Annotated in this window: 16 protein-coding genes and 2 pseudogenes; 12 read left to right on the top strand and 6 right to left on the bottom strand. The window is 30.5% G+C overall.

The genetic code is table 11. The features are described from left to right. Positions 1 to 71: 71 nt before the first annotated feature. The 6 genes from IPK18_02210 to ruvC all read right to left on the bottom strand — a co-directional run bounded on the left by IPK18_02210 (position 72) and on the right by ruvC (position 5,761). On the bottom strand, positions 72 to 650 hold the full coding sequence (locus IPK18_02210; GenBank protein QQR98368.1) for a TetR/AcrR family transcriptional regulator: 579 nt from the start codon (positions 648 to 650) through the stop codon (positions 72 to 74). A gap of 95 nt (positions 651 to 745) precedes the next feature. After that, positions 746 to 1,321, bottom strand: a complete 576-nt coding sequence (locus IPK18_02205; protein ID QQR98367.1) for a hypothetical protein — start codon at positions 1,319 to 1,321, stop codon at positions 746 to 748. 116 nt (positions 1,322 to 1,437) lie between these two features. Beyond that, complete coding sequence (locus IPK18_02200; GenBank protein ID QQR98366.1) at positions 1,438 to 1,596, bottom strand: hypothetical protein; 159 nt, start codon at positions 1,594 to 1,596, stop codon at positions 1,438 to 1,440. Positions 1,597 to 1,762: 166 nt separating this feature from the next. Next, the gene (locus tag IPK18_02195) at positions 1,763 to 2,713 is read right to left on the bottom strand and encodes an isopenicillin N synthase family oxygenase (protein ID QQR98365.1); all 951 of its coding nucleotides are present in this window, start codon (positions 2,711 to 2,713) and stop codon (positions 1,763 to 1,765) included. 1,234 nt (positions 2,714 to 3,947) lie between these two features. Next, complete coding sequence (locus tag IPK18_02190) at positions 3,948 to 5,186, bottom strand: right-handed parallel beta-helix repeat-containing protein (GenBank protein QQR98364.1); 1,239 nt, start codon at positions 5,184 to 5,186, stop codon at positions 3,948 to 3,950. Positions 5,187 to 5,197: 11 nt separating this feature from the next. Then, positions 5,198 to 5,761 (bottom strand): crossover junction endodeoxyribonuclease RuvC, encoded by a 564-nt coding sequence (gene ruvC / locus IPK18_02185; GenBank protein QQR98363.1) that lies wholly within the window; start codon positions 5,759 to 5,761, stop codon positions 5,198 to 5,200. Between the two features lie 60 nt (positions 5,762 to 5,821). On the opposite strand from ruvC, the gene IPK18_02180 reads away from it, so the two are divergent. The 12 genes and pseudogenes from IPK18_02180 to nuoL all read left to right on the top strand — a co-directional run bounded on the left by IPK18_02180 (position 5,822) and on the right by nuoL (position 16,544). Beyond that, entirely contained in the window at positions 5,822 to 6,790 is a 969-nt protein-coding gene (locus IPK18_02180; GenBank protein ID QQR98362.1) for a flippase-like domain-containing protein, read from the top strand. 7 nt (positions 6,791 to 6,797) lie between these two features. Next, positions 6,798 to 8,342 carry a peptide MFS transporter gene (locus IPK18_02175; GenBank protein ID QQR98361.1) on the top strand — a complete coding sequence of 515 codons (1,545 nt, stop codon included), beginning with the start codon at positions 6,798 to 6,800 and terminating at the stop codon, positions 8,340 to 8,342. 63 nt (positions 8,343 to 8,405) lie between these two features. After that, positions 8,406 to 8,756, top strand: coding sequence for a hypothetical protein (locus IPK18_02170; protein QQR98360.1), 351 nt, complete (start codon positions 8,406 to 8,408; stop codon positions 8,754 to 8,756). An 83-nt stretch (positions 8,757 to 8,839) separates the two neighbouring features. Beyond that, complete coding sequence (gene lysA, locus IPK18_02165; GenBank protein QQR98359.1) at positions 8,840 to 10,072, top strand: diaminopimelate decarboxylase; 1,233 nt, start codon at positions 8,840 to 8,842, stop codon at positions 10,070 to 10,072. A 110-nt stretch (positions 10,073 to 10,182) separates the two neighbouring features. Beyond that, positions 10,183 to 11,205, top strand: a complete 1,023-nt coding sequence (locus IPK18_02160) for a (2Fe-2S)-binding protein (GenBank protein QQR98358.1) — start codon at positions 10,183 to 10,185, stop codon at positions 11,203 to 11,205. After that, positions 11,205 to 12,232 (top strand): annotated as a pseudogene (nuoH, locus tag IPK18_02155) (NADH-quinone oxidoreductase subunit NuoH). Before IPK18_02160 ends, nuoH begins: the two are co-directional and overlap by 1 nt. A 10-nt stretch (positions 12,233 to 12,242) precedes the next feature. Continuing rightward, positions 12,243 to 12,851, top strand: coding sequence for an NADH-quinone oxidoreductase subunit I (locus IPK18_02150; protein ID QQR98357.1), 609 nt, complete (start codon positions 12,243 to 12,245; stop codon positions 12,849 to 12,851). 36 nt (positions 12,852 to 12,887) lie between these two features. Next, a pseudogene (locus IPK18_02145) lies at positions 12,888 to 13,387 on the top strand (NADH-quinone oxidoreductase subunit J). A 1-nt stretch (position 13,388) separates the two neighbouring features. Then, a complete protein-coding gene (nuoK, locus tag IPK18_02140; GenBank protein QQR98356.1) occupies positions 13,389 to 13,709 on the top strand; it encodes an NADH-quinone oxidoreductase subunit NuoK in 321 nt (106 codons plus the stop codon). Positions 13,710 to 13,713: 4 nt separating this feature from the next. Further along, a complete protein-coding gene (locus IPK18_02135) occupies positions 13,714 to 14,061 on the top strand; it encodes a hypothetical protein (GenBank protein ID QQR98355.1) in 348 nt (115 codons plus the stop codon). A gap of 74 nt (positions 14,062 to 14,135) precedes the next feature. Further along, a complete protein-coding gene (locus tag IPK18_02130) occupies positions 14,136 to 14,609 on the top strand; it encodes an OmpA family protein (GenBank protein ID QQR99282.1) in 474 nt (157 codons plus the stop codon). Positions 14,610 to 14,627: 18 nt separating this feature from the next. Then, positions 14,628 to 16,544, top strand: a complete 1,917-nt coding sequence (gene nuoL / locus IPK18_02125; protein ID QQR98354.1) for an NADH-quinone oxidoreductase subunit L — start codon at positions 14,628 to 14,630, stop codon at positions 16,542 to 16,544. The last annotated feature ends 4 nt before the right edge of the window (positions 16,545 to 16,548 follow it).

Here is a 16,548-nt window from a genome sequence, read left to right as displayed (position 1 = left end):
CACTTTTTTAATTGTTCTGTTTTTTGTCTCCATGATGTGTTAATAACTAGTTTAAGTTTGAAATATATTAATTAATGTTTTAAATCTGACAATGTTATTGCAGCAAATCTTGATTTTAGTCTTATATATGCGTTTTTCATAAATTTTGTGTCTTTGAAAATTCTACTCATCATTACTGCACCTTCAAATTCTGCTACTGTTTGTTCTGCTAAATTTTGTGCATCATTTTCATTTGTAATATTTGAAAATATATGTGCTACAGCATTTATCCATTCTTCATAAAAATCTCTGATGTGATTTGCAAATTCAGGAATTATCCTTGCTGTTTCTACGCCAATGTTGCCCATTATATTTCCATCAGACAATAGTGTTTTTTCTGATTTTTGGAACATTTTTTCTATTCTTTCTTGTGGCGTGAGTGCTTCGTCGTAGGCTATTGAGAATACTTTTTCTTTAAAGTATGCATGTGCGTATATGATTACTGCACTCATTAGTGCTTCTTTTGAAGGGAAATAATGGTATAAACTTCCTTTGAGTATGCCACATTCTTGAGCAATATCAGCCATAGAAGTATTGTGGTAACTCTTCTCTCTAAATAATCTGAAAGAATGTTTGATGATTTCTACTTCTGTTACTTTCTGTTTTGGCAATGCATTAGAATTGTAGTATAAAAATAATCAATGCATGCATTGCATCAAACGTTTGTTTGGTAATTAATGATTATTTAATAAATTAGTAGTTAATACTATATAAGTATTCCTTTTAAGTGTGGTTGCGTTTGTGTTTTATCAACTACATCTACAACTATCTTATTATCTACTTGTTGGTGTCTGCATATAACTTGACTAGGTAAGAATATTGGTGTTTTGAATGCTACATCAAATTGATGTGCTTCTTCTATTTTCTTTGGAAATTGTGCTAAAATTCTGCTTGCTGAATACATACCGTGTATGATATGTCTTTTAAAACCAAATAATTTTGCGCTTAGTGGATGCAAATGTATTGGATTGAAATCGCCTGATGCTTGTGCGTATTGTATGCCTAAGTTTTCTTTTAAATCCCAAGTTTGGCTAGCAAACTTATCCGTAATATTATCTATTTCCCAATCAAATACTTGTCCTATCCCTTCTTGTTTTGATTTGCAAAGATTGACCATTGTTTCTTCATAGACTCTTTTGCCTGCAATATCTATATATACTTCTACTTCAAATGCTTGACCTTTTTGGTGTGCAATTAGATTGCCTGTTTTGCATGTGATATCAAAAGGTTGGTTGTATTGTATTGGTTCTATTTGTTTTATTCTATTGGCAAAATGTACCATACCTAAAACTGGAAATGGAATTTCTAAACTACTTAGTAAGTAAGTTTTTAATGAGAATGTATGTACAAATAAATATGTTGATGGTATAAATTTACTTGGACTGAAACCACATACCTCTAAGTATTTTTTGTGTCTGCTTCAGTAATAGAAACATTAGGTACTTTGATTTCTATGCTTGGTAAAAAACTTTTTGGTTGTTTTAGTAAGGTTGTAGCAATTCTTGGATATACTTCCAAAGCATTTGGTAATGATTTTAATTCTATTGACTTGTACATGTGTCAAAAATACAAAAAGTATTTAATTATAAAATATACAAAAGATTATTTTATTTCATGAATTTGTAATATTCAAAGTTCAAGTAATCAATGAAACTTTACATCAAAGACTTATTACATAATTACTTATTCTTGATGATGTAATAACAACAAGTGGTTAGGAAATTTATTTTTTAAGTCCTATTTCTCTTAATCTTTGGTTTAGATATTCGCCAGCAGATATTGGCTCGAAAGCTATTGGATTTTCTGCTGTTACACAATCTTCTAAACAATCTAAGCGCATTTCGCTACGTGGATGTAAGAAAAATGGTATAGAGTATCTTGGTGTGTGCCACTTTTCTTTTGGTGGATTGACTACTCTATGTGTTGTAGAACGCAATTTGTTGTTGCACAATCTTTGTAGCATATCTCCAACATTTACCATTATTTGGTGTGGTTCTGCTTTAGCATCGTGCCATACATTATTTCTATCTAAAACTTGTAAGCCATCTGCACTTGCACCTACTAATAGTGTAATTAGATTAATATCTTCATGCTCTTCTGCTCTTATGGCATTTTTTGGTTCTTGGGTAATTGGTGGATAGTAGATTGCTCTTAAAATACTATTTCCATTGTGTATTTTGCTATCAAAATAATTGACATCCAGTTGTAGATATTCTGCAATGGCACGCAACAAATGTCTGCCTGATGTTTCAAAACTTTTGTAAAGTTCTTTGCCTACTTTATTAAAGGCTTCTATTTCTTTTACTTCTATATTGTCTGGATAGTCTTCTGCTGGCATTTGCTCGCCATCTTCAATATATTGCCCAAATTGCCAAAACTCTTTAAGGTCTGCAACTTCGCTTTGTTTTGCTTTTTCTCTTCCGAATGATGTGTAGCCACGTTGCCCAGCCAATTCTACAATTTCGTATTTTAATTTATCTTCTGTTGGTAGTGCAAAGAATTTTTGAATGGCATCATAAAAGTTTTCTGTAAGTTCTGCTGGTATGCCATGATTTTCAATTGCAGCAAATCCTATTTCTTCGTATGCTTTTCCAAAACCTTGGATAAATTTTTGTTTTCTTTCAGGATTATCAGAAAGATAATCGCTTAAGTCTAATACTGGAATAATACTCATTGTTGTATTTTTTTTGCGAATATAAGAAATACTTATGTATTGGCGAACTGCTTGCTTGAAAATTTAGCCTAGTTATTAAGCTTAATGCACGAGACATAATACATTCCATAGTTTCGGTCTAATGATAACAGCTTTTTTAATTTAAAATAAAATATCTCTTCATTGAAAAGAACATAGAATTCTATTTTATGATTGTTTATTATTTGATAGATAATTCTTATCCGTCTACTATCTAAGAACAAGCTACATAATTGTTAAATGGCAAGTAATTAAAATTCTAATATATGGTATATAATAAAAAATACTTCATATTTTAATATGAAGTATAAAAATAGCTAAATATTAAATCTACGTTTATTGCTATACTCTGTTGTATATGTATTATGTATCTCATCGTCTTTCATCATACCTCCGTGTCCGAATACATAAGTTTTTCTCTCCATTAGATACAAGAGTCCATGTTTTAGTTTCAATTTCTATAGATTTTTCCTTATTATTTTTTTCGGAATCGTAAGGAGATTGAGGATAAAAATGAACTCCTGAGAAACTTTTTGATCCTTATTTTATCCAACATGTTCCAGTGCTAAGATTTAAATCTATTGCCTAAATTTTTATTATATATATATTCTTGTAAATGTACTTGCTGTACATTCTGCAATTTTATACCACTTTGTTTCTTCTGAAGAAACAAAGTGGTTAGTGTTTAAGCCACTATACACGTTTATTGCTCTTGCTAGAGAAGGATTTGAGCTATATATTTCAAAATAAAATTCATTTCAGAAAATATAGATCCTGAAAAATTAGTTCGATATGAATAAAATAAATATTTAAATATTCTATTTTACACAGAGGTATTACAAAATCATCTACAAGAATATACTCATTAATATTAGCTTTAAAATCCCAAAAAGAATGCGAATACTTCACTTCATGTATATCCTCCTGGTGTTGTTGTTCCTGATTTTGATGTACTTTCTGTACTAATTTCTGTAATATAACTAAAGATAAATGCATTTAGCTGTAGTTCTTTTTTACAACTTAATACTAAAATTGTAATCTAGATAAAGTTGTATTTATAACTTAAATTCAGCTTATTGACAAATTCAAATTATATATTCAAATTTGTTAATATATGGAAGTCGATATTCATAAATATTTTGTGTGGAGCTATTTGTTTGTGATGATCATGATGCTGATATTCGTTCAACTCTATTTCTAATCAATAAACAAAACTCTACTTATTTCCTTTAATGCCATTGATTTCACAATTGAATGACGCTAAATTGGTATCGTAAGTTTTAAGTACATTCATAATGTCTGGTGACTTATTAGCATTCAAATTAAAGAATTTAATATTTCCATTGTTTGTAAAGCAAGACTTATACTTTGGTTGTAAACTACCATCAGGATTACTCATACTAGTATTGTAGTTGCCATCATAAATAATATCTGCTGGTGTTTGTGATATGGCTAAAACCAATTTACCTAAATCTGAACTTAAATCTGGAATCAATGTAATTTTTCTTTTAAAAGTATTATTGTGAATGTATATTGCTGTTGCATATGCTGTATACAGCGAATCATTAAATGACCTTCCTGTTGCATAATAACTAACTGCACAACAACCCAATGTTTTGTTGTCTACAAATGTATTGTTGTATACTTCAACACTATCATACGCCATAATGATTAATCCACTTCCAGATGGAATATCTGAAACATAACTTCCAGGCTTTGCAAAGTTTTTAAAGTTATTCTTTTCTATTTTATTGTTGTATACTTTACAGTTTTTTCCATGTTTTAGTGGCAATCCTGGTAAATCGTACACAACAATACCACCAGCATTATCATAACTATAATTATCATGTACTTCTGAGTTAATGCAGTTTTCAATTTCAATACCACAAACATTCCTAAATGCTGTGCAATTTCTAACTATTACATTAATAGATTGTCCTACATACACACCAGCATCAGCACAATAAGACACATCACATTTTTCTATCAATACATTTTTGCATTCAACAGGATAATATCCATAATTTCCATTCGATGAATCTGCGCCAGTAGTCCAAGTGGCATTTAAGTTTCTTAGTTCAATACCATCACAAGATTTTAGTTTAAAATTATCGCCACGTGCATCTTGTATTGTAAAATCTTCCAAAACGATGTTGTTGCAATTGGTAATATTCATTCCTTCAGCACCTTCATTTTGGTTGATGAAAGAAAATCGAGTCTTATCTTTGCCTTTGCCTTTTATAGTAATATTGTTTTTGCCTTCTATAGAAATAGATTTTGTGAAATAATAATTTCCTTCAGGTAACTCAATTGTTGCACCATCTTCAGCAAGAATCAATTGTTCTTGTAATTTCTTTTCAAAAGCAGCATCATGCACAAAATTGTTGTCTTGTTTTGTATTGTTTTTACAAGATATTAAATTTATTATTATAATAAGTAAAATGTATTTTTTCATAATTTATAGATTTATATTATTCTTTTTGGATTGTCTTTAATAAATGATTGCCAACCTGAGTATTTTTTTGTAGTTGTATTTTGTAAACCATACAATGAAAAATGATGACACATAGCAACAGCCAAACCATCAGTTGCATCTAATTGTTTGGGCAATGCATCAGTTTTTAAAATTTGACACAGCATGGCAGCCACTTGTTCTTTTGCTGCATTTCCATTTCCAGTTATACTTTGTTTTATTTTTTTTGGAGAATATTCTTGTACAGGAATTTTTTTGGACAATGCAGCAGCAATTGCCATGCCTTGTGCTCTGCCTAATTTTAGCATAGACTGTACGTTGTTTGCATAAAATGGTGCTTCAATTGCCAAAACATCAGGTTTGTATATATTGATGATTTGTAAAACTTCATCATATATTCTGCTCAATTTATCATAGTGGTCATCATATTTTTCTGTGTAGATACTTCCAATTAAGAGCAATTCAGCATGTCTTGTATTAGAACTAATAATGCCATATCCTGTAATTTTTGTTCCAGGATCTATGCCTAATATTGTAATTGTACTTTTTGAAGTCATTATCACAAATCTACAACTACAAATTATAAAAATTGTAGTTTAATTGATATTTTTACAAACTTGAAGAATATAATAAGCAATAAATATGTGAATTTTATAATAAAATGTGCCATAATCATATTCTTATTTGTGGTGCTTTATTATCAAATATATAAGAATGCAAATTTCTCAGAAGCAGTCTTACACGTAAAAAATTCTATAACATCTAATTACCATATATTAATCGTAGTATTTCTTCTTATGATTGTAAATTGGAGTTTGGAAACAATTAAATGGAAATTTCTAATTGATAGATTTCATCACATTTCATGGATGGACGCAATTGAAGGTATATTGTTTGGAATAACTTTTTCATTATTCACACCAAGTAGAATAGGCGAGTTTGGCGGACGTGTATTTGCATTGCAAAATGATAGATTGCAAGCAATAGTGTCTACATTATTAGGCAGTGCAACTCAGATTGTGGTCAATATTTCTTTAGGTACCTTTGGTTTTGTTTTGTTTCTATTGTACGAATCACAAATTGAAATAATCTATCTATTTGGAGTAATATTTATGGTTTTATTACTTATCTCATTAGCACATTTATGCTTGTATAATATTGATTACTTAGTAAATAAATTTCCACATAATAGCAAACTCAAAAATTACCTAAAATACATAGATATAATTAAGTTGTACAATGCTAAAGATATTTTCAAAATAGAATTTTTATCAGTTCTAAAATATTTAGTGTATGTTTTTCAATTTATGTTGCTAATATATTTTTTTGATATTGAAATTAAATTTTCTGTACTATTAATTTCTACAATAAGTATGTTTTTTTTGCAAACTATCAATCCATTAAATATTGCATTGATAGATTTTGGATTCAGAGGCAACGTAGCACTTTTTATTTTCAGCAAATACACTTCAAATAATTTAGATATTTTGGCAGCAACAATTATTTTATGGTTTATTAATTTAATAATTCCTGCTATCTTTGGTGGCATCTCAGCATTGAGGTTCAAATTTATTACAGAAAAATAATTTATATATGAGTTTAGATGTTATTGTTATTGTAGTTGGTTCAATTTTTTGTAGCTTAATGATATTCTTCGTTTATTTTACAAATAGAGACATCCAACCCAAACAACTTTTTTTATTGTTTTTTACAGAAATGTGGGAGCGTTTTTCATTTTATGGAATGCGTGCCTTACTCATTTTGTATATGACAAATGTTTTATTATTTAAAGACAAAGAAAGTAATTTAATGTATGGTGCGTACAATGCGTTAGTATACATCACACCATTATTTGGTGGCATCATTGCAGATAGAATATTGGGTTTCAGGAAATCAATCATTTTTGGTGGAATAATGATGGCAATAGGTCATCTCGTTTTAGCTATTCCAATTGAGCAAACATTCTTCTTAGGTTTAGGATTTTTAATCATTGGGAATGGATTTTTCAAACCAAATATCTCAAGCTTTCTAGGAAAATATTACGAAGAGAATGATAAAAGGAGAGATGCAGGCTACGCTATATTTTATATGGGAATTAATGTAGGTGGATTTCTTGGCAGTGCAATCTGTGGTTATTTAGGACAAAAAATTAGTTGGCATTTGGGTTTTGGTGTAGCAGGAATATTTATGATAATTGGGTTGATAACATTTCTACTAAATAGAAAAATGTTAGAAGGCAAAGGCGAAAGTTCAAACCTAGAATTATTAAACTCCAAATCTTTTGTAGGAATAAATTGGGAGAAAACAATTTATATTGGTGCATTACTCTCAGTTGCTATTGCAGTAGAAATTGTACTATATAATAATGTTACACAAGTCATTTTCGGAATTGTAGGTATTATCACCATTGCATACATTTTATTTGTTGCATCAATAGAAGAACACAAACCAATGCAGATGCTGTGGGCAGCACTAACCATGATTATTTTTTCAACACTGTTTTGGGCATTTTATGAACAAGCAGGTGGTTCATTAAATCTGATGGCAGAACGAAATGTAGATATGAATGTTGGAGGAACTAAGCTTTCTTCTGCAATGGTCAATAATTCAATAAATCCATTTTACATCATTGTGCTTACACCAATATTCGCATTAATGTGGAGTTGGTTAGACAAACGTAATCTAAAACCAAACGACCCAGTAAAATTTGGACTTTCATTCATATTCTTAGCAATTGGTTATTATGCATTTGTAGAAGGTGGCACAAAAGGATTAGCAACAGGATACATGCCATTAATATATTTTTGTATCGGATATTTTTTTATTACAGTTGGCGAGTTGTTTATTTCTCCAATTGGCTTATCAATGGTTACAAAATTATCACCAGCAAAAATTGTAGGATTTATGATGGGTACATGGTTTTTGGCTTCCGCATTTGGTCACGAGTTAGCAGGATGGATAGGTTCAAAAATGGCAATTCCAGAAACCAATATAGATGGTACACCATTTACTGTCGTACAATCATTACCAATATATTTAGAAGGATGTAAGGAAATAGCCATTATTTCTGTTATTGCAGCAATCGTTATCATACCAAGCTCATTAATAATAAAGAAATGGATGCATGGTGTTAAATAATTATAAACAAAGATGCAACCTTCTGAAACTCTTTGGCATCTTAGTTGTTATAACTAAATAATTATGAAGTACAATCAAATGCGTACAGTCTTTCACATATTTCTTTTAATTATTGTAGTAGGAGTTTTTTCTATTATCAACTTTTCTACAGACAAGAATAAAGGAAAACAACCAGAAATAGTAATTGTTGGAAACGACACACTAGGTAGAAACTGGGATAATCTGCCTTCAGCTCAAGAAATACAAGAAGCAAATTTCAGAAACTCAAATTCAGAATCTCAACAAGGAAACAATTATAACTCAAGTAACAGATCAGAATTTGAACCAATTGATTTTAGCGATAGAATTGAATCAAATAAAGGAAACCACTCTACAGTTATCTCATCTGATGGTAGAGAAATTATTGTTGAATAAAATTAGCACAAATCTTTTTTATTATATCTTTTTAAGATAAGAAGTATAAATTTTTATACTACCTTTGCACGTCATATTTTTTTATGGAATTAATTAATAATCAATTTGAAATAGGTGGAGTACCAGTATTGGATATTTGTAATGAATATGGAACACCTTTGTATGTGTACGATGCATCAATAATCGAAAGAAACTATCAAAGATTAATGAAAGCATTCAGCAATTCTAATGTAGAAATACACTATGCTTGCAAAGCATTAACAAACATCAATATTCTAAAACTAATGAAGAAAATTGGTGCTGGTTTAGATACAGTATCAATACAAGAAGTGCAGCTTGGACTAAAAGCAGGTTTCTTGCCACAAGAAATTATGTACACACCAAATTGTGTTGGCATAGAAGAAATAGACAAAGCAGTTGGTTTTGGCGTAAAAATCAATATTGATAATATTTCAATATTAGAGCAATTCGGAAATAAATACGGCGATACCTACCCAATTTGTATTCGTATCAATCCACACATCATGGCAGGCGGGAATACCAAAATCTCTACAGGACATATAGATTCAAAATTCGGTATTTCAGTTTATCAATTAAGACATATAGAAAGAGTAGTGCAATCTACAAACTTAAAAGTTGAAGGATTACACATGCACACAGGTTCAGATATAAAAGATGTTGATGTATTCTTACGTGGCGCAGAATTATTGTTAGATGCAGCAAAATCATTCAAAGATTTAAGCTATTTAGATTTTGGTTCAGGATTTAAAGTAAAATACTACAGCAATGATATCGCTACAAATATTGAAGAACTAGGCGGAAAAATTAGCGAAAGATTCAATGAGTTTTGTAAAGAATACGGAAAAGAATTAAAACTAATCTTCGAACCAGGTAAATTTTTAGTATCAGAATCAGGATATTTATTTGTAAAAGTAAATGTTATCAAACAAACTATGAGTACTGTATTTGCAGGCGTAGATTCTGGACAAAATCATTTAATCAGACCAATGTTCTATGATGCCTATCATCAAATCAATAATGTGTCTAATCCAAATGGCAAAACAAGAATATACACAGTTGTAGGCTATATCTGCGAAACAGATACTTTTGGCTGGGACAGAAAACTGAGTGAAGTACATGAAGGTGACATTCTATGCATCCACAATGCTGGAGCTTATGGCTTTTCTATGTCATCCAATTACAATTCAAGATACAGACCAGCAGAAGTTTTAGTAAAAGACGGAAAATCAATATTAATCAGAAGAAGAGAAAATATAGACGATTTACTGCAAACTCAAATTGACGTAGAAATATAAGCTATACCCAAAACTAAGCTAGTTTTACTAATTATTTTCTAAAACATGACAAATAATTAAACTAATATTTTAGATATATTGTTTAAGATTTGTAAATTTGTGCCTAGAAAATGCCAAAAGTAACCATAGATAATATTAGTATCGATGTCCCAGACGGAACAACAATATTGCAAGCTGCTAGGCTAATAGATGAACAACACGGTACAAATATTGCACCACCAACAATGTGTTATTACTCTAAATTAAAGACTACAGGTGGTTATTGTAGAACTTGCATTGTAAAAGTTGAAAAAGGTTCTGAAAAAGACCCAAGACCTATGCCAAAACCAGTAGCAAGTTGCAGAACTACAGTAATGGATGGTATGGTTGTTAGCAATACCACATCAGAAGAAGTAATAGAAGCAAGAAATGGCGTCGTAGAATTTTTATTAATCAATCATCCATTAGATTGTCCAGTTTGCGACCAAGCAGGCGAGTGTCATTTACAAGACCTAAGCTATGACAATGGTAAAGAAGAAACCAGATACGAATTTAAGAAAAGAGAATTTGAAAAAATAGATATTGGTGATAAAGTAAAATTACACATGAATCGTTGTATTTTGTGTTATAGATGTGTAAAAACTTGCGAACAAATCACAGATAATAGAGTACATGGCGTAATCAATAGAGGTGACCATGCAGAAATATCAACTTATATAGAACAAGCAATAGATAATGATTTTTCAGGAAATGTAATAGATGTATGTTTAGTTGGTGCATTTATAGATAAAACATTTAGATTCAAAAGCAGAGTGTGGTTTACAAAGCCAGTAGATGCACATAGAAATTGTACAAAATGTTCTGGGAAAGTGAGAGTGTGGTTAAAAGGCACAGATATTTTAAGAGTAACAGCGAGAAAAGATAGATGGGGAGAAGTAGAAGAATTTATTTGTAATGAATGTAGATTTGATAAAAAATCTGTCAGTGATTGGACAATTGAAGGACCAAGTAAAATAAGTCATCAGTCAGTTATATCACAAGGAAATTACGAATATTCAAAACTAAGATTACACCAAACAAAACAAAAAAACTTAAATGGAGTTAAGGCAGACTTAGGTGAAGGTGCTTTAAATCCAAATAATATATCAAAGTAATGGAAATAGTCATACTTTATAAATTTATATTAGTAATAATCGTTTTCTTAATTTCATTAGGAATAGCTGCCTACTCTACATATGCAGAAAGAAAAATAGCAAGATTCATGCAAGATAGAGTTGGATCAGATAGAGCTGGACATTTGGGTTAATGCAACCATTAGCAGATGGCTTAAAGATGTTCATGAAGGAAGAAATCATTCCAAATGTATCCAATAAATTTTTATTCATATTAGGACCATGTATAGCTATGCTTACTGCAAGCATGACAAGTGTGGTGTTGCCTTGGGGCGGAGATATGACAATAAATGGAACTACATTCTCATTACAAATTGCAGATATCAATGTTGCATTACTATATGTTTTCGCAGTTGTATCATTTGGTGTTTATGGAATAATGATTGGTGGCTGGGCATCAAACAATAAATATTCATTACTTGGCGCATTAAGAGCATCATCACAAATGATAAGCTACGAATTAGCAATGGGATTGTCATTAGTAGCATTAATAATGACTACTGGAACATTGAGTGTAAAAGAAATTGTAGAACAACAAGCAACAGCAGGTTGGAATATATTTTATCAGCCACTAGGTTTCTTATTGTTTTTTATATGTGCATTAGCAGAACTGAATAGAGCACCTTTTGATTTGGCAGAGTGCGAAACAGAATTAGTAGGCGGATACCATACAGAATATTCATCTATGAAATTAGGATTCTATTTATTCGCAGAATATATAAATATGTTTGTATCATCTGCAATTATTTCAGCTTTGTTTTTTGGTGGTTATAATATTCCATTTCAAGAATATTTACCAATAGAAGGAAATATATTGAGTATTTTGCAAGTAGCAGCATTCTTTGGCAAAACATTGTTCTTTATCTTTGTAATCATGTGGATAAGATGGACATTGCCAAGATTTAGATACGACCAATTAATGAAATTAGGTTGGACTATCTTGTTGCCATTAGCATTAGCAAATATTATTATTACAGGATTAGTTATGTATTTTACAGGAAGAATATAGATTTAAGAAAATGCAGCTTACAGATAGAAAAAAAGTAGTATCCAAAAAAGAAATGTCTTTTACAGAAAGACTGTACTTGCCTGCAATCACACAAGGTATGGGCATTACATTAAAGCATTTCTTCAAAAAATCTGCAACTGTAAAGTATCCTGAACAAAAAAGAACCATAGAGCCAATCTACAGAGGAGAACATGTACTAAAAAGAGATGAAAATGGCGCAGAACGATGCACTGCATGCGGATTGTGTGCTGTTGCCTGTCCAGCAGAAGCCATTACAATGGAATCAGCAGAACGCAAAAAAGGAGAAGGTCATCTTTATCGTGAAGAAAAATATGCAGCAATCTATGAAATAAATATGTTGAGATGTATATTTTGTGGCTTATGTGAAGAAGCATGTCCAAAAGAAGCCATCTTTCTAACAGATAGAATAGTGCCAGTAGATGTAGATAGAAAAGACATGATTTATGGGAAAGATAAGCTAGTAGAAAAAGTAGATGAACGCATTGATGTAAGTAAAAGACAACAAAAAGAACTAGCTACATTTAAGCAAAATAAATTTCATAAGCACAATCAGATGTGGACAGACGCATCTAGCTTGGAAGAAAAAGACAAACATTAATTAACTAAAAAGTAGTACAAAAACAGCGTAAAATACATGCCTATATCATCATACATATTTCTATTTCTTTCCATTGTTGCAATCTTTAGTGCACTTATGGTTGTAATTAGCAAAAATGCTGTATATAGTGTATTGTTTCTGATACTTACTTTTTTCGCAATTGCAGGACATTATTTTATGCTTAATGCGCAATTTTTGGCAGCAGTACATATTATAGTATACGCAGGTGCTATCATGGTACTATTCTTATATATTATCATGATGATGAATCTTAATAAAGATAATACAGAGAAGCGAAAAATATATCAGCAGTAGTAATTGGAATTACTTCAGGTTTATTGTTGTTAAGTTTAGTATATGCAGTAAAAGGCGCAGATGCCAAAATGATGGCACCTACATTCAATACTTCAGTAGGCTTAGTAGAGAATTTAGGAATGTTATTGTTTAATCAATACATGTTGCCATTTGAGGTATCATCGTTATTATTTTTATCAGCAATGGTAGGAGCAGTATTTTTAAGTAAAAAAAATCTATAATATGGCAGAAGTTATTTCAGGTGTTTCAATGCAATGGTATATATATTTAAGTATTACCTTGTTTGCAATTGGAGCATTGGGCGTATTGCTTAGAAAAAATGCCATCGTTATTTTTATGTGTATAGAGTTGATGTTAAACGCAGTAAATCTTCTGTTCGTAGCATTCTCAAGATATTTGGGCGATAGCTCAGGACAAGTAATGGTTTTCTTTATTATGGTGGTGGCAGCAGCAGAAGTTGCAGTTGGTTTAGCTATACTAATGATGGTGTACAGAAATATTGGAAACGTAAATATTGATAATTTAAAAAATATTAAACATTAATAATATGAAAAGAATACAAGTTTTATGTCTAATTGTAACGGCTGTTATTTTTTCTTCATGCGTTACAAAAAAGAAATTTGTTGAAGCAAACACAGAAAAAGATAAAGTTCAATTAGCACTCAATCAAACAACTTCTGATTTGGCTGAATGCGAGAAAAAATTTGGAAATAAATCTAATGATTACGAAAAAACATTAGACTTACTAAACCAAGCAAAAACAAAGATAAGTGGATTAGAAAATGAAATAGGTTACCTAAAAGGTGCAAATGGAAAATTGCTAGACCAACTTACAAATCTTTCTGTAATTAGTAAAGAAGGCGCAGAAAGCATAAAAAATCATTGGAAACTTTAGATAAACAATCACAAGTAATTAATGATTTAAATTCACAAATAAGATCTAAAGATTCATTGAATTTAGCATTAGTAATGAATCTAAAAAAATCTTTAGATGATGTAAACGACCAAGATATTGACGTACAAGTTCAAAAAGGTGTTGTTCTAATTTCATTATCTGATAAAATGTTATACAAATCTGGAAGTTATGAAATCAACTCAAGTGCATCAGTAGTATTATCAAAAATTGCAACCATCATTAATGATTATAAAACATTTGATGTATTAATTGAAGGCAACACAGACAATGTTCCAATGAAAAATAGTTGCATTGCAGACAATTGGGATTTGAGTGCAAAGAGAGCAACTGCAATTGCAAGAGAACTTCAATTAAAATATGCAGTAGATCCAAGCAGAATAATTGCTGGTGGTCGTTCTGAGTTTTATCCAAAAGTTCCAAATACTTCAGTAGATAATAAAGCAATCAACAGAAGAACAGAAATTATTATTATGCCTAAGTTGGATGAGTTTTTTAAATTATTAGAAATTCCAACTGAAAAAAAATAAACATAGAATAAACGCAGAATGGATCAATTAGCGATTTTTATACCATTATTTCCACTTATTAGCTTTCTGATAATTGCATTGTTAGGAAAAAAAGTACCTAAAATTGTAATTAGTTCAATTGCAGTAGGAAGTGTAATTATTGCATTTTTCATATCATTCATTATTCTCTTTACTCAAATACAAAACCAACATACAGTACAAATCAATCTATTCGATTGGATTACAGTAGTCAATTTCAAAGTGTCATTTGCATTTTTAGTAGATCCACTTACAAGTATATTTTTATGTGTTATCACAGGCGTAGGTAGCTTAATTCATCTATATTCAGTTGGCTATATGCATGATGAAGAAGACTATGCAAGATTCTTTTCATACCTAAATCTATTTGTATTTTTCATGCTAATACTTGTCTTAGCAAACAACTTACTATTAATGTTTGTTGGTTGGGAAGGCGTTGGTTTATGTTCCTATTTGTTAATTGGATTTTGGTACAAAAATCAAGAATATAGTAAAGCTGCCAACAAGGCATTTATTATGAATAGAATTGGAGACCTTGGTTTCTTATTAGGTATCTTCCTTACATTTGGCGTATTTGGTTCATTAAATTTCACAGATATTTTTACCAATACGAATGAAATCTTACAAAATGGACCACTAATTACAGCAATTACATTATTACTATTTATTGGTGCAATGGGCAAATCTGCACAAATACCATTGTATACATGGCTTCCAGATGCAATGGCAGGACCAACACCAGTTTCTGCATTAATTCATGCAGCAACAATGGTTACCGCAGGTATTTATTTAATAGCTAGATGTAATGTGCTTTTTTCTTCAGCAATATTTACTTCAAATTTTATAGCAATTATTGGCGTTGCCACATCATTGTTAGCAGCAATTATTGCAATGCAACAAAATGACATAAAAAAAGTATTAGCATATTCTACTGTAAGTCAATTAGGCTTAATATTTTTAGCATTAGGTGTAGGCGCATACACAGCTGGTGCATTTCACGTAGTAACACACGCATTCTTCAAAGCATTGTTGTTTTTAGGCGCAGGTAGCGTTATTCACGGCATGGGTGGAGAACAAGATATTAGAAAAATGGGTGGATTGAAAAGTGGAATGCCAATAACACATATCACATTTTTAATTGGTACAATCGCCATTTCAGGAATTCCACCATTAGCTGGTTTCTTCTCAAAAGATCAAATGTTAGCTAGTGTCTATGATAGCAACAAAATATTATTTGTATTAGGACTTGTAGCATCATTAATGACAAGTTTTTATATGTTTAGATTATATTTTCTTACTTTTCAAGGGAAGTTTAGAGGCACTGAAGATCAAAAACATCATCTTCATGAATCTCCAATTTCTATGACATTACCATTGATTAAATTAGCATTCTTATCAATATTTTCTGGATTAATTGGATTTCCACATGAATTAGGAAAAGCATTAGGAATTCCAAATTTTCTAGATCATTTCTTAGAACATAGCATTCACCCAAAACATCTACACATTAATTTGAATACTGAGATGATGTTAATGGCTGTGACAACAGTTCTTATATTGATTGTGATTTTCTTTGCTAGACATTTATTTGTTACCAAACAAAGAGTACCATTGTCTGATGAAGATCCAATGCCTTTAGCTAAAGAAGTTATTTATAATAAATTTTATGTAGACGAATTGTACCAAATATTTATTGTAAAACCAATTTTTAGTTTTTCTAGATTAATGCAAAAATTTGTAGAAAAATTAGGCATAAATGGATTCATAAATTCAGTTGCAGACATTATTATAAGACTTGGAAATGCACTAAAAATTACACAATCTGGAGCTACAAGTAAATATATTATTGTTATGGTACTGGCAATGGTAATATTTATTATTTATAAATTCTATTTTTTAATTTACAATCTGAAGTAATACA

The organism is Sphingobacteriales bacterium, assembly GCA_016699615.1.
Taxonomy (GTDB): Bacteria; Bacteroidota; Bacteroidia; order Chitinophagales; family JADIYW01; genus JADJSS01.
Note: the sequence above shows the minus strand (reverse complement) of the source record. Positions and strands in the feature narration are given on the sequence as shown.

Coding starts and splice junctions, on each gene's coding strand:
- IPK18_02200 (QQR98366.1), bottom strand. CDS start 1,596: ATGTACAAGTCAATAGAATTAAAATCATTACCAAATGCTTTGGAAGTA.
- IPK18_02170 (QQR98360.1), top strand. CDS start 8,406: ATGAAGTACAATCAAATGCGTACAGTCTTTCACATATTTCTTTTAATT.
- nuoK (QQR98356.1), top strand. CDS start 13,389: ATGGCAGAAGTTATTTCAGGTGTTTCAATGCAATGGTATATATATTTA.
- IPK18_02130 (QQR99282.1), top strand. CDS start 14,136: ATGAATCTAAAAAAATCTTTAGATGATGTAAACGACCAAGATATTGAC.
- IPK18_02150 (QQR98357.1), top strand. CDS start 12,243: ATGCAGCTTACAGATAGAAAAAAAGTAGTATCCAAAAAAGAAATGTCT.
- IPK18_02160 (QQR98358.1), top strand. CDS start 10,183: ATGCCAAAAGTAACCATAGATAATATTAGTATCGATGTCCCAGACGGA.
- ruvC (QQR98363.1), bottom strand. CDS start 5,761: ATGACTTCAAAAAGTACAATTACAATATTAGGCATAGATCCTGGAACA.
- nuoL (QQR98354.1), top strand. CDS start 14,628: ATGGATCAATTAGCGATTTTTATACCATTATTTCCACTTATTAGCTTT.
- IPK18_02135 (QQR98355.1), top strand. CDS start 13,714: ATGAAAAGAATACAAGTTTTATGTCTAATTGTAACGGCTGTTATTTTT.
- IPK18_02195 (QQR98365.1), bottom strand. CDS start 2,713: ATGAGTATTATTCCAGTATTAGACTTAAGCGATTATCTTTCTGATAAT.
- IPK18_02175 (QQR98361.1), top strand. CDS start 6,798: ATGAGTTTAGATGTTATTGTTATTGTAGTTGGTTCAATTTTTTGTAGC.
- IPK18_02190 (QQR98364.1), bottom strand. CDS start 5,186: ATGAAAAAATACATTTTACTTATTATAATAATAAATTTAATATCTTGT.
- IPK18_02205 (QQR98367.1), bottom strand. CDS start 1,321: ATGGTACATTTTGCCAATAGAATAAAACAAATAGAACCAATACAATAC.
- lysA (QQR98359.1), top strand. CDS start 8,840: ATGGAATTAATTAATAATCAATTTGAAATAGGTGGAGTACCAGTATTG.